This window comes from Nocardia ignorata NBRC 108230, assembly GCF_001612905.1.
Lineage (GTDB): Bacteria > Actinomycetota > Actinomycetes > Mycobacteriales > Mycobacteriaceae > Nocardia > Nocardia ignorata.
The window spans coordinates 175,791-193,103 of sequence record NZ_BDBI01000020.1 but is presented as its reverse complement, the minus strand read 5'-3'; the positions used below and the strand labels follow the sequence as shown (position 1 = coordinate 193,103).

General features: G+C 68.4%; 19 protein-coding genes. 9 read left to right on the top strand and 10 right to left on the bottom strand.

Going from position 1 to position 17,313, the window contains the following annotated elements; all coding sequences use genetic code 11:
• Nucleotides 1-17: 17 nt before the first annotated feature.
• Complete coding sequence (locus tag NI2_RS17875; protein WP_067492177.1) at nucleotides 18-1,307, bottom strand: acetyl-CoA C-acyltransferase; 1,290 nt, start codon at nucleotides 1,305-1,307, stop codon at nucleotides 18-20.
• Nucleotides 1,308-1,369: 62 nt separating this feature from the next.
• A complete protein-coding gene (locus NI2_RS17870) occupies nucleotides 1,370-1,750 on the bottom strand; it encodes a PPOX class F420-dependent oxidoreductase (protein ID WP_067492176.1) in 381 nt (126 codons plus the stop codon).
• A gap of 67 nt (nucleotides 1,751-1,817) precedes the next feature.
• Between NI2_RS17870 and NI2_RS17865 the strand changes: the two genes are divergently transcribed.
• From NI2_RS17865 to NI2_RS17855, 3 genes are all read left to right on the top strand, one after another.
• Nucleotides 1,818-2,537: a DUF8817 family protein gene (locus NI2_RS17865; RefSeq protein ID WP_067492175.1), complete on the top strand. Its 720-nt coding sequence runs from the start codon at nucleotides 1,818-1,820 to the stop codon at nucleotides 2,535-2,537.
• Between the two features lie 267 nt (nucleotides 2,538-2,804).
• The gene (locus tag NI2_RS17860) at nucleotides 2,805-3,512 is read left to right on the top strand and encodes an SMP-30/gluconolactonase/LRE family protein (protein ID WP_133733760.1); all 708 of its coding nucleotides are present in this window, start codon (nucleotides 2,805-2,807) and stop codon (nucleotides 3,510-3,512) included.
• 143 nt (nucleotides 3,513-3,655) lie between these two features.
• Entirely contained in the window at nucleotides 3,656-4,420 is a 765-nt protein-coding gene (locus NI2_RS17855) for a 2-phosphosulfolactate phosphatase (RefSeq protein ID WP_067492173.1), read from the top strand.
• Nucleotides 4,421-4,480: 60 nt separating this feature from the next.
• Here NI2_RS17855 and NI2_RS17850 read toward each other — a convergent pair whose 3' ends face one another.
• The 4 genes from NI2_RS17850 to NI2_RS34650 form a co-directional block, all read right to left on the bottom strand.
• Complete coding sequence (locus NI2_RS17850) at nucleotides 4,481-5,005, bottom strand: DUF8020 domain-containing protein (protein WP_067492172.1); 525 nt, start codon at nucleotides 5,003-5,005, stop codon at nucleotides 4,481-4,483.
• A gap of 107 nt (nucleotides 5,006-5,112) precedes the next feature.
• On the bottom strand, nucleotides 5,113-5,880 hold the full coding sequence (gene map / locus NI2_RS17845) for a type I methionyl aminopeptidase (protein WP_067492171.1): 768 nt from the start codon (nucleotides 5,878-5,880) through the stop codon (nucleotides 5,113-5,115).
• A gap of 60 nt (nucleotides 5,881-5,940) precedes the next feature.
• Entirely contained in the window at nucleotides 5,941-6,750 is an 810-nt protein-coding gene (locus tag NI2_RS17840; RefSeq protein ID WP_067492170.1) for a mycofactocin-coupled SDR family oxidoreductase, read from the bottom strand.
• Between the two features lie 85 nt (nucleotides 6,751-6,835).
• Nucleotides 6,836-7,426 carry a hotdog family protein gene (locus NI2_RS34650; RefSeq protein ID WP_174552214.1) on the bottom strand — a complete coding sequence of 197 codons (591 nt, stop codon included), beginning with the start codon at nucleotides 7,424-7,426 and terminating at the stop codon, nucleotides 6,836-6,838.
• 199 nt (nucleotides 7,427-7,625) lie between these two features.
• Between NI2_RS34650 and NI2_RS17830 the strand changes: the two genes are divergently transcribed.
• The 4 genes from NI2_RS17830 to NI2_RS17815 all read left to right on the top strand — a co-directional run bounded on the left by NI2_RS17830 (nucleotide 7,626) and on the right by NI2_RS17815 (nucleotide 11,981).
• Entirely contained in the window at nucleotides 7,626-8,801 is a 1,176-nt protein-coding gene (locus NI2_RS17830; protein WP_166655704.1) for a 3-ketosteroid-9-alpha-monooxygenase, oxygenase component, read from the top strand.
• 32 nt (nucleotides 8,802-8,833) lie between these two features.
• Nucleotides 8,834-10,012 (top strand): acyl-CoA dehydrogenase family protein, encoded by a 1,179-nt coding sequence (locus NI2_RS17825; RefSeq protein ID WP_067492167.1) that lies wholly within the window; start codon nucleotides 8,834-8,836, stop codon nucleotides 10,010-10,012.
• Nucleotides 10,013-10,038: 26 nt separating this feature from the next.
• Nucleotides 10,039-10,944: a biphenyl-2,3-diol 1,2-dioxygenase gene (gene bphC / locus NI2_RS17820; protein WP_067492166.1), complete on the top strand. Its 906-nt coding sequence runs from the start codon at nucleotides 10,039-10,041 to the stop codon at nucleotides 10,942-10,944.
• Nucleotides 10,945-11,123: 179 nt separating this feature from the next.
• Nucleotides 11,124-11,981, top strand: coding sequence for an IclR family transcriptional regulator (locus tag NI2_RS17815; protein WP_067492165.1), 858 nt, complete (start codon nucleotides 11,124-11,126; stop codon nucleotides 11,979-11,981).
• Between the two features lie 87 nt (nucleotides 11,982-12,068).
• Here the strand turns inward: NI2_RS17815 and NI2_RS17810 are convergent, their stop codons facing one another.
• Together NI2_RS17810 and NI2_RS17805 are read right to left on the bottom strand one after the other, a co-directional pair.
• Nucleotides 12,069-12,692 (bottom strand): Dabb family protein, encoded by a 624-nt coding sequence (locus NI2_RS17810; protein WP_067492164.1) that lies wholly within the window; start codon nucleotides 12,690-12,692, stop codon nucleotides 12,069-12,071.
• Nucleotides 12,685-13,032: a hypothetical protein gene (locus NI2_RS17805; protein ID WP_067492163.1), complete on the bottom strand. Its 348-nt coding sequence runs from the start codon at nucleotides 13,030-13,032 to the stop codon at nucleotides 12,685-12,687. The genes NI2_RS17810 and NI2_RS17805 overlap by 8 nt, the downstream gene beginning before the upstream one ends.
• A gap of 145 nt (nucleotides 13,033-13,177) precedes the next feature.
• Here NI2_RS17805 and NI2_RS17800 point away from each other — a divergent pair, with 145 nt between their 5' ends.
• Entirely contained in the window at nucleotides 13,178-14,137 is a 960-nt protein-coding gene (locus NI2_RS17800; RefSeq protein ID WP_084476492.1) for an alpha/beta hydrolase, read from the top strand.
• Nucleotides 14,138-14,164: 27 nt separating this feature from the next.
• Here NI2_RS17800 and NI2_RS17795 read toward each other — a convergent pair whose 3' ends face one another.
• Complete coding sequence (locus NI2_RS17795) at nucleotides 14,165-14,791, bottom strand: PadR family transcriptional regulator (RefSeq protein WP_243749795.1); 627 nt, start codon at nucleotides 14,789-14,791, stop codon at nucleotides 14,165-14,167.
• 168 nt (nucleotides 14,792-14,959) lie between these two features.
• Here NI2_RS17795 and NI2_RS17790 point away from each other — a divergent pair, with 168 nt between their 5' ends.
• Nucleotides 14,960-15,466, top strand: coding sequence for a flavin reductase family protein (locus NI2_RS17790; RefSeq protein WP_067492161.1), 507 nt, complete (start codon nucleotides 14,960-14,962; stop codon nucleotides 15,464-15,466).
• Nucleotides 15,467-15,517: 51 nt separating this feature from the next.
• Here NI2_RS17790 and NI2_RS17785 read toward each other — a convergent pair whose 3' ends face one another.
• Entirely contained in the window at nucleotides 15,518-17,143 is a 1,626-nt protein-coding gene (locus NI2_RS17785) for a flavin-containing monooxygenase (protein ID WP_067492160.1), read from the bottom strand.
• Between the last annotated feature and the right edge of the window lie 170 nt (nucleotides 17,144-17,313).

Here is a 17,313-nt window from a genome sequence, read left to right as displayed (position 1 = left end):
ACGCGAGTTGCTCCGCCTCACACCCTCTCGAGGACCGCCGAGGCCCCGATACCACCCGCCGCGCAAATGCCCAGCAGCGCGGTCTCTTTTCCGCTCCGAGCCAGCTCATTGGCCATGGTCGTCACCATTCGGGCACCGGTGGCGCCGAACGGGTGCCCGAGCGAGATGGAACCGCCGTGCACGTTCAAGGTGTCGATATCGACGGACCCCACCGCTTCATCGCGGTCGAGCCGGTTCTTGGCCCACTCCGCGCTCTCCAACATACGAAGCACCGAAAGGGTCTGCGCCGCGAAGGCTTCATGGATATCGACGAGGTCGATATCGCCCAGGGACATCCCCGCCTTGTCGAGCGCGCGCGGCATCGAGATCGCCGGTCCGATGAGGACCTGGTCCGCTGGGTCGACGCTCACATAGCTCCACGAACGGAATGCGGCCAGTGGCGTGAGACCCAGTGCCCGAGCCTTCTCCTCGCTCATCAACAACACCGCCGACGCACCATCGGTGAGCGGGCTCGCGTTACCTGCGGTGACCGTGCCGTTCTCGGCGAAGACCGGCTTCAGCGCGGCCAGCTTCTCCACGCTCGTATTCGGCCGGACCAGACCGTCGGTCTCGATCCGTTTGCCGGACGGCGTCTCGATCGGCACGACCTCGTCATCGAATCGGCCCGAGGCGATAGCGGCGGCCGCGCGCTGGTGGGAGCGGGCGGCGAAAGCGTCCTGGTCGGCGCGGGAGATACCGTTGATCCTTGCCATCTTCTCGGCGGACTCGCCCATCACCTCACCGGTGGTCCGCTCGGAGATCTTGGGCTGACGCGGCAGGATGTCGGTGAACGGCGCGAGCTGACGCACGACGTCGAGATAGTCCTTGGCCGACGGTTTTCCGAGCGCGACGGGTGCGACCGCGTGCACCACTTTCTGCGGCAGTTTGATCTCGGCGTTGCTGGTGGAGTCGCTGCCACCCGCGATCATGATGTCGTATTCGCCGCGTTCGATCGCCGCGGCCGCCGAGGTGACGGCCTGCAAGCCCGACGCGCACGCCCGGGTGACCGTGTATCCCTCGCACCCGAAATCCAGGTTCAGATCCAGGGCCACTTCGCGCGCGATGTTCGGCGCATGACTGGGCAGGATCACCCCGCCCCACACGATGGACTGGATCTCGGCGGGCGCGATGCCGGTGCGCGCGAGCAGACCGCGCACCGCCGCACCCGCCAGGGCGATACTGTCGAGCCGGGTCAGGTCGGTGAACGCGCGGACGAACGGGGTGCGGGCACCCGCGATCACGACGGCGCGGCGGCGGTTCTCGGCCATGGGAGTCCTTTCGTCTGAACCCCCACGGTATCCGATACCGGCGGTACTGGGTACCGTTTCGGTCAGGCGGGCGTGATCTCGAGACCGATGGTGCCGTCCTTGCCCCGGCGCAGGTTGCTGAAGAAGATCACCAGCGGGCCGGTGAGCCGGTACTTGCGCCGAAGCAACGAGCGGACCTGCTCGGTCTCGGCCCCGTCGAGTACGCGCGCGGTACCCGACACCACCGCACCGTGCGTCTTACCGCGCGCATCGCACGGCTGCACGGTCACCTCGGGGTTGCGGCGGATGCGCTTGACCTTCCAGCTGTCGGTCACCGTCCACACATACAGCTTGTCCTCGCGCGACACGGCCCACACCGGGGTGCCGACGGGCGTGCCGTCCTTACGAAAAGTGGTGAGCAGAACATAGTTCGCGGTCGCAACCTCGCCCAGGCGGTTCGTCATCCTTCGAGCCTAGCGGTGGGGAAACTGGTACGGGCGGGGCGGCGGAAAGGTTCGTAGGCTCGGATTCATGAGCGATGCCGCAGTGCCGATGTTGTGGAGTGGTGATCTCGGGGCCACGTTGGCGTTCTATCGGACGCTGGGGTGGACGGTGACCCACGAGCAGACACGGCCGTATGCGTACGGGGTGGTCGAGGGTCATGGGACAGCGTTGCATTTCTCGCCGGCTCCGGGCGGGGTCGAGCTGCCGCTCGAACATGTCGCCGCGCTGCTGCTGGTCGACGACGTCGCCGACCGGCACGCGAAATTCACCGCCGCGCTGCGCGCCGAGTACGGCAAAATCCCCGTGAAGGGTTGCCCGCGGATCACCCGTTTCCGGCCTGGGCAGTCGCGATTCACCCTCGTCGATCCGGTCGGCAATACGGTGCTGGTGATCCAGCGCGACGAACCGGAGTCCCTCGAATACGGCGGTTCCCGCGATCTCGACGGCTTGCCGAAAGTTCTCGACAATGCCCGCATCTTCCGCGATTTCAAGAACGACGACCGCGCCGCCACGCGCGCCCTGGAAACCGGTCTACGCCGGTTCGGCGCCGCTGCTGCCGCGCCGGATCTGGCTCGCGCGTATGCCGCTCTCGCAGAACTCGCCGTCGCCGCAGGGGATTCCGACCGTCTCGCCCATTGGAAATCCGAATTGAACGCTCTCGCTCTCACCCCCGAGGAGCGCTCGGCGCTGGCTACAGACGCAGCCGCGTCCGACCAGCTCACTGCCTGGCTCGCAACCACCGACTGATTGCCACCGGCGGCGGGTAGCGCAGACCTGACGGCTCGTCGCGCCCGAATCGCAGGCGAATGGCACCTCGGCGAAACATTTGCGACGGGCCACTCGCAGCGGAGCCGAGAGGCGGCCACCGAGTCCGTCCGAGCGAGCATCACCGACACCGCTCGTCACGAACGCGGCTCAACCGTGCACAACGAGCTTCGACCGGCGCCACACCGACGCGGGCAGTACGCTGCTTCTGTGCTGGGGTGGAGCAGTAGAGTACTCGTCAGGCGTTGCGTGGCAACAACATTCGCGGCGGTGGCGTTGACCGCGGCGATACCGGGTACCGTCGCCCAGGGAGAAGTCCGCTCTTGCGCCGACGGCTGGCAGGCCGACGTGCTCGCCACCGATCTGGGCCCGCTCGAGAACCTCGAGTACGACGGTGCGGGCGGCTTCTACGTCAGCGGCCTCCTGCGCGGTGAAATCCTGCACGTCGACGCGGCAGGCACCGTCACCCTCGTTCTGTCCGGCCTCGACCGTCCTGCGGGCCTGCGATTGTCCGGCGACACACTGTATTTCGTCACCGGCGACGGCAGCACCCTCAACGGTGGCGGCACCCTGCGCTCACTGGACCTGTTCCAGGTCCTGCGCATCCCGCTGGACGCACCGGACGAACCCGAGGTCGTCGCCACCATCACCGACGGCTTCCTCCCCGTCCTCGACGACCTCGACGTGGCCGCCGACGGCACCGCCTACGTCACCGGCGACTACTCGGGCAACGTCTACCGCGTCGACACCACCACCGGCGCCTGGTGCACCATCGCCACCGGCTGGACCACCCCACCCACCCCGCTGCCGTCCCCACCGCCGATCGGCCCCACCTCGGCTCGTTTCGCCCCGGACGGCCCCTCCTGGTCCCTCTACGTCACCGGCATCGACGGCACCCTCCGCCGCCTCCGCCCACCCCCGCCCCTCGACCTCACCCCACCGACCCTCCAACTTTGACCTCTAGCCGGACACCACTGCAGGTTCTCCGCTCCCGGTGAGTAGAAGGCTGCCCGACCCACGTTCCGGCTGGTTTCCTCTCACTGAACAGACGAAAGCACTGACCGGACGATCCGTTTCGATGCGGAGATCGGAGCGAAACCATGAGCCCGAGGTGGGCCAGGCAGGAAGGTTTCGGGATTCGCCTCGACTGGGGGCCGACGGGAGCCGCAGTGATCGGCGCGGGTGCGGCATGTGTCGTGGTGGTCGATGTGTTGTCGTTCAGTACCTCGGTGTCTGTTGCCGTCTCGGCGGGCACAGCGGTCTACCCCTATCGGTGGCGTGACGATTCCGCCCAGGAGTTCGCCGCGCGGCACGGTGCCGAGCTCGCCGTCGGACGACGTGCTGTCGATGCCACCCATCCGTGGTCACTGTCTCCGGCGGCGCTGCGCCGAGCACCGTTCACCGATCGCCTCGTCCTGCCCTCCCCCAACGGTTCCACCATCGCCTCGGCCGTCGTCGGTGCGCCCGTCGTCGCGGCCTGTCTTCGCAATGCCGATGCGGTCGCCACGTGGATCACCGAGCGGCGGTGGGCCACGCCCGAGCAGCCGATCGCGATCGTTCCCGCTGGTGAGCGCTGGGCGGACGACGCGACACTTCGGCCCGCTGTCGAGGACCTACTCGGTGCCGGAGCCCTCGTGGCCGCGCTGATCGACCGAGGTTGTGGTCACCCCTCACCCGAAGCGCGTTCCGCCGCACACGCTTTCCTGTCCGTGACGAACATCGGCACGGAGCTGGACGAGTGTGCGTCGGGCCGAGAACTTCGGTCGGGCGGGTTCGGGGACGATGTCGACATCGCGGCGCAGATCGATGCGGACACCGTCGTTCCAATCCTCGCCGACGGCGCGTTCACCGATCACAGCCTCTGAGCCGCCCTCCCCGCCGGCCGGTGGGCGGTGAGTCGCGGCCGCTGACCCACCGCCACGGTTCTACTGATTCGCGCCGATCACACCGCCGATCACCGCACCGATGATGCACCCCGGAATGGCACTGACCAGCAGGAAGATCAGTCCGATGAGCGCGCCGACGACGCAACCGATGGCGACGCCTGCGACGATATTGCCGGTCTGATCGATGTGCTGCAGAGCCGCCGGGTTCGGGGCGGGTGCGTTGACGGGCGTGAGGGTGAGTGACGTTGCGCTAGCGTCGATTTCGGGAATCACCTGCACGGCCGGACCAGCGACCATGGCCACCGTGGTGGGGATGAACCCGACCCGCGCGCCGTCCGGTGAGAGCACGGCCACACCCGCGCCGGGAGCGAGTTCGAAAGTGCCCGAGGTCAATTCGACCGTCGCCTCCGACCCGTCCGAGGCGAGAGCGGCGGAGTAGGCGACGGCGCCGTCGACACCGGCGAGCGACGGACCCGCCACGGGAGCGCCGTGAGCGGTGGCGGCGGTGATACCGGTCGCGGCGACAGTGAACAGACCGGCGGCCAGCAACTGCGTGAATTTCATGGGATGTCCCTCCGATGCGCTGATCCGACTACCCCGGGACCAGCTCGACACCACCCATGATGCGCCATTGCTATGGGCCATAAGTCCGATTCGGCAGAGGATACCGATCAGTTTCGCGAGGTCAGCACGCTCGGCCCGTCGGCGGTGACGGCGATCGTGTGCTCACTGTGGGCGCAGCGCGATCCATCGGCCGAGCGGATGGTCCACCCGTCGGCGTCGGTGTAGACCTTGTCGGTGCCCGCCGCGAACCAGGGCTCGATCGCGATGGTGAGCCCCGGCCGCAGCAGGAAACCGCGCCCGGCCCGGCCGTTGTTGGCCACGTGCGGATCTTCGTGCATGGTCCGCCCGATGCCGTGCCCGCCGTATTCGGTGTTGATCGGATACCCGTATCCGCGTGCGACATCGGCGATCGCGGCCGAGATGTCGCCCAGCCGGTTGCCGGGCTGCGCGGCGGCGATCCCGGCGGCCAGTGCCTCCTCGGTGGCCCGCACCAGCCGCAGATCGTCGGCCGAGCCGGTTCCGACGGTGAACGAGATCGCCGAATCCGCGCTCCAGCCGTCGATGGTGACGGCCAGGTCGGCGGTGAGCAGATCACCGTCGCGCAGCACGTAATCATGCGGAAGCCCGTGCAGGACAGCATCATTGACAGCCAAGCACACCGTATTGCGGAACGGTCCACGCCCGAACGAGGGCGAGTAGTCCCAGTAGCACGACACCGCACCACGCTCGCGAATCCGTTCGCGTACATAGGCTTCCAGCTCCAGCAGGTTCACTCCCACCAGCGCTCGTTCGCGCACGCCGGCCAGTACGTCCGCGACGAACCGGCCGGTCACCCGCATTCGTTCGATCTCCTCGGGAGTCTTCAACTCCACCATCACGCCTCCACTCGGTATTTTCATACCGACACTAGCCGTGCCGGTATAAAAATACCAAGCTCAGCGATTGAGGTTGCCCATGTCGACCGGGATCTGCGCGCCCGTCACCTGACCCGCCTCGTCCGAACACAGCCACGCCACCGCCGCCGCGATCTCCTCCGGCTGACAGATGTAGCTGGGCAGCGCGTTCATGAAGATGGGGCCGAGGGTGCTCGCGTGTGCCTCGAGCAGCGGGCCCATCTCGCCCATCTGCATCCCGGTCGCCACGCCCGCCGGGTGCACGGTGTTCACCCGGATGCCGTACCCGCCGAGCTCGTTGGCCATGGTCTTGGCCAGGCCGGTGATGGCGTGTTTGCTGGCGACGTAGTGGCCGACGAACGGCATGCCCTTGAGTCCGGCCACCGAACTGGTGAACACCATCGCGCCGCCGCTGCCCTGCGCGATCAGGTGTGGCACAGCCGCTTTCGCGGTATGCCACACACCGGTCAGGTTCACATCGATGGTCTCGCGCCACTGTTCGGGCGTGATCTCCCACGACAGCGCCGCCGAGCAGATGCCCGCGTTGGCGACCACCACGTCGAGCCTGCCGAGCTGCTCGATCCCCGCGGCCAGCGCGGCCGAGAGCGCGTCGAAATCGCGCACGTCGACCTTGCTCGCGACGATCCGGCCACCGGCGGCCTCGACGAGCTTCACCGTCTCGGCCAGGTCGTCTTCCGTCGCCCCCGCGTATCCGGTGCTGCCGAATTCCGCGCAGGCGTCGACGGCGATCACATCGGCGCCTTCCTCGGCGAAGCGCACCGCCTCGGCCCTGCCCTGTCCGCGCGCCGCGCCCGTCACGAAGACCACCTTGTCCTCGAACCGTCGTGCCACGTTCCTACCTCCGAACCTCGTCGTCCTACTCGATCACTTCACCACTGCAACACGTTCACTGCGATGCGAACCGGATTTTCCGACATCATTCCCCGTGGGCGAAGCTCGCCCAGGCGCGCACGACAATCTCGCCCGAGGCGTCGGCACCGGCGAGAGTGACATCCACGCGTGGCTCACCGTCCTGGATGTAGTGCTGGGTGATGTGCCCTGAGCAGGTCACCGTGTCGCCCGCAGGCAGGGCGCGGAGCACGCGGGTGCGGAAGCGGCGGATGTTCTCGGCGCCGAGCCAGTCGGTGGCGTAGGTGGCGAGCAGTGCGGCCGCAGGCACCTCGTCGGCTATAACAGGTTCAGAGGTCGAGGCCCACGACTCGGCGACCAGCCCGCCGGTGCGGTCGAAGTACTGCACGAGCGATTCGGACCCATCCGGGCGATGCCGGTCGATCGTGCGGATCGCGGTCAACCGGTCACCGGCGCGCGGCGGCGGCCCGAAGAACCGGTGGTCGGTCTCGGTTCGTCCCCCGACGACGCGCCCATTCGCGGACAGGAACGTCGGTGGGACCACGGGCCGTTCGGCGAGCCGGTAGGCCGGATCCCGTGACAACGCCCGGGCCGCGAACAACCGGATGTCCTCGGTGTCCAGATCGACGGCCACCGCCCTACCTGCGTGCACGCTCACGATCACTCCTCTCGTCCTGCTCGGCGGCCACGCTAGGCGGCCGCCGGTGTTGTGACCGGTTCCTCTCCCGCTGATCGGGACATCGCGACGCGGGCGGGAAAACATGTCCACTGACCGGGACGACCCCATCACCGCCGGGCCCGCGCGGGCACACCATCGGCGCAGCTCATCCCCACTCCGCCCGAACATGGAGGTTTCGATGCCGGAGAACCCGCCGAACGGCCGAACCCAGTCCGCCACACCCGAATTCCGGGAGATCGAGGCCGCTGCCGCACCCACCCGCTTCGCCCGCGGCTGGCACTGCCTCGGCCTGCTCTCGTCGTTCCGCGACGGTGTGCCCCACGAGGTCAAGGCTTTCGGCACCACCCTGGTGGTGTTCCAGTCCGAGACCGACGGCGCACTGCACGTGCTCGACGGCTTCTGCAGGCACATGGGCGGCAACCTCGCCCACGGCACCATCAAGGGCGACTCGATCGCCTGCCCCTTCCACGATTGGCGCTGGGGCGGCAACGGCAAGTGCACGGCGATCCCGTACGCGCGCCGGGTTCCCCCGCTGGCCAAGACCCGCTCCTGGCCGACGCTGGAACGCAACGGCCAGCTCTACATCTGGCACGACCCGCAGGGCAGCAAGCCCACCGACGCGGTCACCATTCCCGAAATCGAGGGCTACGGCAGCCCGGAATGGACCGACTGGACGTGGAACTCGATGCTCATCGAAGGCTCACACTGTCGTGAGATCGTCGACAACGTCGTCGACATGGCGCACTTCTTCTACGTGCACTACGCGTTCCCGCGCTATTTCAAGAATGTCTTCGAGGGCCACGTCGCCACCCAGTACATGCGCTCGACGCCGCGCCACGACATCGAGGTCGGCACCAGTTACGACGATCCGAACTCGACGTTGCGTTCGGACGCTTCGTATTTCGGCCCCTCCTACATGATCGATTGGCTGTGGAGCGAGGCCAACGGCATGACGATCGAGACGGTCCTCATCAACTGCCACTACCCCGTCAGCGAGAACTCCTTCGTGCTGCAGTACGGCGCGATGGTGAAGAAGCCGCAGGGCATGTCCGATGCCGACGCCGAGGCGATGGCCGCGCAGTTCGCGCGCGGTGTGGAGGTCGGCTTCGAGCAGGACGTCGAGATCTGGAAGAACAAGGCGCCGATCGACAACCCGCTGCTCTCGGAGGAGGACGGGCCGGTCTACCAGCTGCGCCGCTGGTACAAGCAGTTCTACGTCGATGTCGACGAGGTCACCGAGGACATGACCAAGCGCTTCGAATTCGAGATCGACACCGAGCGGGCCGTCACCAGCTGGGAGGCCGAGGTGGCCGACAACATCGCCCGCGGCCGGGTCGTCGACACCACCGCCTGATCCGCACCCCCACCCGAGAGAAAGCACCACCCATGACCAACGTGCTCGACAACATCATGGCGATCGCCGACCGCCTGCGCGAGCAGAGCCCCGAGGCCGAACGCCTCGGTCAGCTGCCCGACGCGACCGCGAAGATGCTGAAGGCGGCCGGCCCGATCCGGTTGCTGCAGCCCAAGAAGTACGGCGGGTTCGAGGCCCATCCGCGCGAGTTCGCCGAGACGGTGATGGCCGCCGCCTCGCTCGACCCCGCCACCGGCTGGATCTGCGGCATCGTCGGCGTGCACCCGTGGCAGCTGGCCTTCGCCGATCCGAAGGTGCAGGAGGAGGTGTGGGGCTCCGACAGTGACACCTGGATGGCCTCGCCCTACGCACCGACCGGCATCGCGCGCCCGGTGGAGGGAGGCTACATCTTCAACGGCCGCTGGCAGTTCAGCTCCGGCACCGACCACTGCGACTGGATCTTCCTCGGCGCCATGCTCGGTGACGCCGAGGGCAGGATGGCGATGCCGCCGACGATGCTGCACATGATCCTGCCGCGCGCCGACTACACCATCGTCGAGGACTCGTGGAATGTGGTGGGGCTCAAGGGCACCGGGTCCAAGGACATCATCGTCAAGAACGCCTTCGTGCCGTCCTACCGGGTGATGAACGGCGATCACGTGATCGACGGGACCGCGCAGCGCGAGTACGGCGTCACCGACACGCTCTACAAGATGCCGTGGTCGACGATGTTCCCGCTCGGCATCAGCGCCGCCGTGGTCGGCATCGCCGAGGGCGCGCTCGCCGCGCACCTGGACTACCAGCGGGAACGGGTCGGCGCCCAGGGCACCGCCGTCAAGGACGACCCGTACGTGCTGTTCGCGATCGGCGAGGCGGCGGCCGATATCAATGCCGCGCGCCAGGAGCTGCTGGCCAACGTGGATCGCGTGTGGGATCTGGTCGACGCCGGGAAGGAGGTCGGCTTCGCCGATCGCGCGGCGGGCAGGCGCACCCAGGTGCGTGCGGCGTGGCGGGCGGTGATGGCGGTGGACCAGATCTTCGCCCGGTCCGGCGGCAACGCGCTGCGCATGGACAAGCCCCTGCAGCGCTTCTGGCGCGACGCGCACGCCGGCCTCAACCACGCCATCCACGTGCCGAGCACGGTCTACCACGCCTCGGCGCTGAGTTCGCTCGGCATCGACCCCGCCCCGAACCTGCGCTCGATGATCTGAGCGAATACCGAAGAAGGACAACGCACATGACAGATATCAAGAGCCTCGGCTATGTGAAGATCCAGACCGCCGACATGGACCGCTGGCGCAAGTTCGCCCTCGAAGTCCTCGGTTTCGCGCAGGGCAGCGGCCCCGACGAGGACGCGCTGTACCTGCGCATGGACGAGCGCGCGGCCCGCATCGTGGTGGTGCCGGGCGAGTCCGACGCGGTGGTGACCATCGGGTGGGAGGTGCGCGACCACGCCGCCCTCGTCCGGGTGCAGGAGGCGGTCACGGCGGCCGGTATCGCGGTGAAGCCGCTGTCGGTCGAGGAGGCCGAGACGCGACGGGTCGAGGAGGCCATCACCTTCCAGGACCCCACCGGCGCCACCCTCGAGGTGTTCCACGGCGCGCTGCTCGACCACAGCCCCGTGGTCACCCCGTTCGGCGCGAAGTTCGTCACGGGCGCACAGGGGCTGGGCCACGTGGTGCTACCGACGATGGATCTCGGCGGTGCGTTCGAGTTCTACACCGAGGTGCTCGGCTTCCTGCCACGCGGCGCCTTCCGCATCCCCGCGCCGCCGGAGTACGGGCCGGTGCGGATCCGGTTCCTCGGCGTCAACGAACGCCATCACAGCCTGGCGCTGTGCCCCGCGCCGCACGGCGGGGCGCCGGGCCTGATCCACATCATGGTCGAGGTCGACAGCCTCGACGCGGTCGGCCAGGCCCTCGACCGGGTGAGCAAGGACGGCTTCTCGGTGTCCTCCACGCTCGGCAGGCACACCAACGACAAGATGGTGTCGTTCTACGTCCGCGCGCCCGGCGGCTGGGACATCGAGTTCGGCACCGAAGGCATGCGGGTCGACGAGCAGTACTACACCGCCGAGGAGATCACCGCCGACAGCTACTGGGGCCACGACTGGTCCGGCAGCGAGCCGCTCGCGGCGATGTAACCGGCACACGCGCCGACCAGCCCCCGTTCCGAGCCTCTCGCTCGGAACGGGGGCTTTGTGTTTTCGCCATGCGATGCCCCGCTTTCCTGTGACAGCTACCACAGGAGGTGGTATAAATAGGCATATGCCTAATCGAAATATGCGCTAGGCATCAGCTCGTTGATCCGAATGGAGAGCTCATGGTCATCCAGGCCGAGGCCACCACCCCGAGCGCGATTCTCGATCGCGCGTCCCTGCTGCTCGACGCCTTCGACGGGCCGGGCAGGCTCACCCTCGCCCAGATCGTGCGCCGTACCGGCCTACCCAGGTCCTCGGCGCACCGCATGCTGGAACGATTGGTGCAGTTGCGGTGGCTACGCCGCGAAGGCCGTGACTACGAGCTCGGCATCCGGCTGATGGAACTGGGTTCGCTCGCGGTGCACCAGGATCGGCTGCATCGCGCCGCCATGCCCTTCTTGCACGAATTGCACCGCGCCACCGGGCTCGTCGTGCATCTCGCGGTGCTCGACGGCGCGGACGTGGTGTACCTGGACAAGATCGGCGGCGACCTGGCCGCAGCGGTGCCCACCCGCGTCGGCGGACGACGGCCCGCGCACTGTACCGCGGTCGGCAAGGCGATCCTCGCCTCCGCCGACGAGCGCCGCCTCGCCGAGGTCCTCACCGCCCAGGCGGGCACACGCACCCGCTACTCGATCAGCACGAAGGCCCAGCTCGACGCGGATCTGGCCAAGGTGCGCGCGCACGGCGTCGCGGTGGAACGCGAGGAATCACTGCCCGGATTCGGCTGTATCGCCGCACCGATCGGCGACCTCGGGCAGGCCGCCGTCGCGGCGGTCTCGGTGTGCGGGCCGGTGGACCGGATGCAGTTCGATCACCGCCTCAGTGCCCCGGTGCGCACGACGGCACTCAATATCTGGCGTCATGTCGACGACGGGCAGGTGCGCGTGCGCCCGACTCTGCAGCAGCACGCGCGCCCGCTCAATGTCGGTCCCCGCCCCCTTGTGCCGGTGGACCGGCGAGCACGCGACTACGCCTGAGGAGCCGGAGCGCCGCCCTGTTCGCGGAGACGACGGTCGTGCGTCCGCGTCGGGCGGCGTGCGGATCTTGCCGATGCGTGGATGCGCTCACCCACGCATCGGCTCATTGACGCAGAAACTGTGGCAGATGCGATCGCGCACAACGACTTCCGGATGCTCCGGGTCGAACCAGCGGTCCACGTGAGCCCAGTGGACGGGGTGCATGAGATACGCGCCGTCCAGCCCGTCGAGGTCGCTGAACTCCTGTTCCCAGACATGCGTCCACGACGCGGATCCGGTCGCGCGCGTGGTCCGGCTCAGCCGCCAGGACCGGATGGTGGAGATGTAGCGGGGCATGCGCAGCAGATCGGCCTCGAACCGGTCGACCGTCTCCGGCGCGGTGGCGGGTGAGACACGCAGCAGCAGAACGCGATGCACCGATCCGGTGGACGGTTCGGCGGCGCCGCCGATGCCTGCCCGGTACTCGGCGCCGTCCACGTGGGCGATCCCGTCGACCACCGAGTCCCACTGTGGTGCAACGCTTTCCCAGACGGACGCGTCGTCGAAGCGCAAATGCACCAGGATGTCCCCGCCGTTGCGCACGCCGTGCAGGGTCGGTTGGACGAGGACCCGGCGGGCCGGTGACGCGAGCGCGCGGGCCCGCAGATCCGCGAGTATTCGGTCGGCATCGGCGGTAGGGGCCAGGTGAACGAGCCGGACGACGTCAAACATTGCCGAGCCTTTCGATGTCGGCGGGTGCGGCGCCGGTGGTCCTGGTGCGTTCGAGGACGAGATCGTCGACGTCGTCCCACCAGCGCCGCACCGATTCGTCGAGGCGGCCCTGCCAGGTCATCGCCCACCAGCCGGCGGCACCGTCGAGGACCCAGGTGGCGGTCACCGTGTTGGACTCGTCCGGGAACCAGACGGGCGGGCTCACGACCAGCCGTTCCAGCGTCATGCCGCGGGCCCGGGCGCCCGGCGCGTACCCGCTCAGATAGGTGTCGACGAACTCCTTGGCCCGGCCGGGTCTCGTGACGACGGTGTCGATGACATAGACGTTCGTGGTGTCCATCCGCCGACGATAGGCAGCCGTCGCGGCAGGCCGGCGGGTTGTTTCCGCCCAGCGGGAGAACCCGGTCCGGCGCACCGGGCTCCCGCCCTACGGTGAGGCGCACGACGCGCCGACCGACCGCGTCGGCACATTCACAGGAGGATCAGTGACAATCCGTGACTACCCGACCACGGAGCCCGGCGCCGTGCCGGATCCCGAGGTGGCGGCGATGCTGGCCGTCCTCGACGCGGGATTTCCCGACGTGGCCGCGATGTCGGCCGCCGACGCGCGAGCCGCGATCTTCGCGAGACGTGCTGCGCCACAGCGACTTCCCGATCTTCCGTCGGTCGACGACGTGATCATCGACGGACCGGGCGGTGCGTTGACGGTGCGTGTGTACCGGCCTCACGCCGACGGGCCGCCCCGGCCGGTGATCGTGTTCGCACACGGTGGCGGTTTCGTCTTCTGCGATCTCGACAGTCACGACGAGTTCTGCCGCTCCATGGCAGTGGGTGTCGGGGCGGTGGTCGTCGCGGTCGACTACCGCCTCGCCCCGGAACATCCCGGGCCCGCCGCCCACGACGACATGCTCGCAGCGGTCCGGTGGGCAGCCGAACACATCGCCACCTACGGCGGCGACCCGGCGCGCATCGCGCTGGCGGGTGACAGCGCGGGCGGCAACCTCGCCGCCACGGTCGCGCTCGCGGTGCGTGACGGGAACCCGCCGGTGGCCGCCCAGATCCTGCTCTACCCGGTGATCGACGACGATTTCGACACCGAGTCCTACCGCCGCTTCGGTACCGGCCACTACAACACCACCCGGGCTATGCGCTGGTATTGGCAGCAGTACGCCCCGCACGGCACCGACGACGTGCGCCTGGTCCCCACCCGCGCCGAAACCCTCGCGGGCGTGGCACCGGCCGTCGTGGTGACCGCCGAACTCGACCCGCCGTGCTCGGCGGGCGACGCCTACGCCGCGCGCCTGGAAGCCGACGGCGTGCCGGTGCGCCACCGCCGCTACGACGGCCTGTTCCACGGCTTCCTGACCATCCCGTCCCTGGCCGCGACCCAGTCGGCCCGCACCGAGATCTGGGCGATGATCCGCGAAACCCTCGGCCTGGACTAGACCCGATCCCGGGCCATCCGGCGATGCCTACTCGGGCGCGTCCGGGTGCCCGCCTGCCGCCTGCACACGCTGCTCGATCTCACGCCAGCGTCCGGGCGTGGGGTGCGGGTACTCGGCGCGGTCGTCGTGTTCGGCACCGGCCAGGATCGTCGCGGCCTGGTCGATCTCGTCGATCAGTTGCTGGGCGAGTTCGCGTTCGGCGGCGTAGTGGCGCTGTGCCCATTGCAGCACGATCTGCGAATAGGCCCAGCCCGGTTCGGATTTGGCGGCTTCGGCGTCGACGGCGGCGCGCTGCTCGAGCTGGTCGACGTCGGCGATGTGGTCGCGCAGGATCTGCTTGAGCCGCTCGGGTGAGCCGAGGTGGCCGAACATGACGCGCAGCAGCACATGGTGTTTGAGCACCGAGGGATCGACGGGCGCCTCGTTCCACCAGGTGGTGACGGCGGCACGGCCCGCGTCGGTGATCTGGTACAGCCTGCGCCCGCGCATGGCGTTGTCGCTGTCGAGCCGGGAGGAGGCGAAACCGTGCTGTTCGAGCTTCTTCAGTTCCGCGTAGATCTGGCTGTAGGACGGAGTCCAGTAGAAGTAGCGCAGGCTCCAGTCGGCCCACTTCTTCAGGTCGTAGCCGGAGATCTCCTCTTCGAACGAGAGCATCGCCAGGACCGCCCAACTGGTCGGCGGCAGGTTGGGCACGCCGGGGTCGGGGTCGGTGTTCGGCACCGGTGCATGGTAGCAACCGGCCCGGTCACCTCGGCTGTGTCGGCAACCGCTCACCGGGAGGACATCTTGAGAGCCGCGCCGTTCGCCACCGATTCTGGGGGTATGAATGCAGACAATGTCGTCGTCGACGCAGGTGTTCCCAGCCCGGCCGAGCTGCGCGCGGTGCTCGGGCATTTCGCGACCGGGGTGGCGGTGATCGCCGCGCACGACGGCACCCGGCCGATCGGTTTCACCTGCCAGTCGGTGGTGTCGGTGTCGCTCGACCCGCCGTATGTGTCGTTCTGTCCGGCCAAGAGCTCGACGAGCTGGCCGCTGCTGCGCCGCACGGGGACGCTGTGCATCAACATCCTGGCCGAGGATCAGCGGGCGGTGTGCGGCCGGTTCGCGGTGAGCGGCGGCGACAAGTTCGCCGGTGTCGAGTGGAGTCCCGCGGGCAACGGCGCACCCGCGCTGCACGGTGCGCTCGCCCATATCGAGGCGTCGGTGGAACTCGAGCACGACGCGGGCGACCACACCGTCGTGCTGGCCCGGATCAGTGGTCTGCGAGCCACCGAGGGCGCGCGACCGCTGCTGTACTACCGGGGCGGTTTCGGCGGTTTCGCCGGCTGACACGGCGAACGGGGTGGTCGTCCGAAGACGAACCACCCCGTTACCGGCGCTTCACGCCTCGAGAACGTCGAAACCCTTGTAGCCCGCGGCCGCCACCTCGGCGATGATCTGCCCGTAGACGCCGAACCCGCCGACGAACGGCATGAACACCCTCGGCTTGCCCTCGATATTGGCGCCCAGATACCACGAATTGGCTTCGAGCATCAGGGTTCCCGCTGCCCGGTCGGCGCATTCCCGCACCCAGGCCGCGACCGCGTCGGGCCGGGCTTCCAGCGCCACCGCGCCGCGGTCGTCGAGGAACCCGATCGCCTCGGCCACCCAGTCGACGTGCAGTTCCGAGTGCAGCACCATGTTCGCCAGCACCGAGGGACTGCCCGGTCCGGTGAGGTTGAACAGGTTCGGAAACCCCGAGATGCCCAGTCCGAGGTAGGTTTTCGGGCCTTCCGCCCAGGTCTCGTCGAGGGTGACGCCACCCCGTCCGACGATGTTCATCCGCGAGACCGACCCGGTCATCGCGTCGAATCCGGTGGCGAGCACGAGGGTGTCGAGCGGGTAGTGCGTCTCGGTGGTGTGCACACCGTCGGCATCGATGGCGGTGATCGGAGTGGCGCGCAGGTCGACGAGCTCGACATTGTCGCGGTTGAAGGTCTGGTAGTAGTTCGTGTCGGTGCAGATCCGTTTGGTGCCGATCGGATGATCGCGTGGGATCAGGATGTCGGCCACGCGCGGGTCGTCGATCACCGCGCGCACCTTCTCCTCCCAGAACAGCCGCGCGGTGTCGTTGGCCTCGCGGGTGAGGAGCTGATCGGGGAAGGTCTTGGAGAACAGCACCCCACCCAGCTCCCACCGGCGCTGATACGCCTCGCGACGCTCCTGTTCGGTCGCCTCGACCGCGAGCTTCGGGTGTGGCTGGTGCGGCGAGCCGCCGCCACTGGCCATCGACAGCCGCCTGCGCTCGGCGTAGTCCGCCTTCTGCGCCTGCCGCTGTTCGTCGGTGAGCGGCGTATTGCCCGCGGGGACACTGTAATTGGGCGTGCGCTGGAAGACGTGCAGGCGCGCGACCTCCTCGGCCAGGCACGGAATCGTCTGGATCCCAGACGAACCCGTGCCGATCACACCCACCCGCTGCCCGGCCAGATCGACACCGTCGTGCGGCCAGTGCGAGGTGTGCAGTACCCGGCCCGCGAAGGTGTCGAGGCCCGGGATGGCCGGGGTGTTGGCGTTCGACAGCGGGCCGGTGGCCAGTACCACGAACCGGGCCGACACCGCGCGCCCGGTGTCGGTGCCGACCTGCCAGCGCAGCGTCGGCTCGTCGAGCACGATATCGGTGACGCGCGTACCGAATTCGATGTCGCGGCGCAGGTCGAAGCGGTCGGCGACGTGTTCGAGGTAGGCCAGGATCTCGGGCTGGGTGGCGTACTTCTCGCTCCAGTTCCATTCCTGCTGCAGGTCCTCGTCGAAGGAGTACGAATAGTCGACGCTCTCGACATCGCAGCGGGCACCCGGATAGCGGTTCCAGTACCACACGCCGCCCACGCCGTCGGCGACTTCGAACACCCGCACGGTGAGTCCTTGCTCGCGGAACTTGTGCAGGGCGTAGAGCCCGGCGATGCCCGCGCCGACGACGACCACGTCGACCTCGGCCGGACCCTTTCCTGGTGACGATGGGGTCTTCACTGTGCCTGCCTTTCGATGGAGACCGGTTCTCCGCCGCGACGCTAGGGATCCGGTCGGCATCCGAGCAGGTGGCCTTCCCGCTGACCGGCACGTTCGCCGGATCGTTGTCGCCTCCCGGTGATCGGGATGACCCGCATCACACCGGCGGACACCGGCTTACCGTCGGAACA

What these genes read in the sequence shown, in the direction of transcription:
- NI2_RS17850 (WP_067492172.1), bottom strand. Translation starts at nt 5,005, where the DNA reads ATGAAATTCACGCAGTTGCTGGCCGCCGGTCTGTTCACTGTCGCCGCG.
- NI2_RS17865 (WP_067492175.1), top strand. Translation starts at nt 1,818, where the DNA reads ATGAGCGATGCCGCAGTGCCGATGTTGTGGAGTGGTGATCTCGGGGCC.
- NI2_RS17830 (WP_166655704.1), top strand. Translation starts at nt 7,626, where the DNA reads ATGCCGGAGAACCCGCCGAACGGCCGAACCCAGTCCGCCACACCCGAA.
- bphC (WP_067492166.1), top strand. Translation starts at nt 10,039, where the DNA reads ATGACAGATATCAAGAGCCTCGGCTATGTGAAGATCCAGACCGCCGAC.
- map (WP_067492171.1), bottom strand. Translation starts at nt 5,880, where the DNA reads ATGGTGGAGTTGAAGACTCCCGAGGAGATCGAACGAATGCGGGTGACC.
- NI2_RS17825 (WP_067492167.1), top strand. Translation starts at nt 8,834, where the DNA reads ATGACCAACGTGCTCGACAACATCATGGCGATCGCCGACCGCCTGCGC.
- NI2_RS17870 (WP_067492176.1), bottom strand. Translation starts at nt 1,750, where the DNA reads ATGACGAACCGCCTGGGCGAGGTTGCGACCGCGAACTATGTTCTGCTC.
- NI2_RS17805 (WP_067492163.1), bottom strand. Translation starts at nt 13,032, where the DNA reads ATGGACACCACGAACGTCTATGTCATCGACACCGTCGTCACGAGACCC.
- NI2_RS17795 (WP_243749795.1), bottom strand. Translation starts at nt 14,791, where the DNA reads ATGCTCTCGTTCGAAGAGGAGATCTCCGGCTACGACCTGAAGAAGTGG.
- NI2_RS17855 (WP_067492173.1), top strand. Translation starts at nt 3,656, where the DNA reads ATGAGCCCGAGGTGGGCCAGGCAGGAAGGTTTCGGGATTCGCCTCGAC.
- NI2_RS17875 (WP_067492177.1), bottom strand. Translation starts at nt 1,307, where the DNA reads ATGGCCGAGAACCGCCGCCGCGCCGTCGTGATCGCGGGTGCCCGCACC.
- NI2_RS17790 (WP_067492161.1), top strand. Translation starts at nt 14,960, where the DNA reads ATGAATGCAGACAATGTCGTCGTCGACGCAGGTGTTCCCAGCCCGGCC.
- NI2_RS17810 (WP_067492164.1), bottom strand. Translation starts at nt 12,692, where the DNA reads ATGTTTGACGTCGTCCGGCTCGTTCACCTGGCCCCTACCGCCGATGCC.
- NI2_RS17815 (WP_067492165.1), top strand. Translation starts at nt 11,124, where the DNA reads ATGGTCATCCAGGCCGAGGCCACCACCCCGAGCGCGATTCTCGATCGC.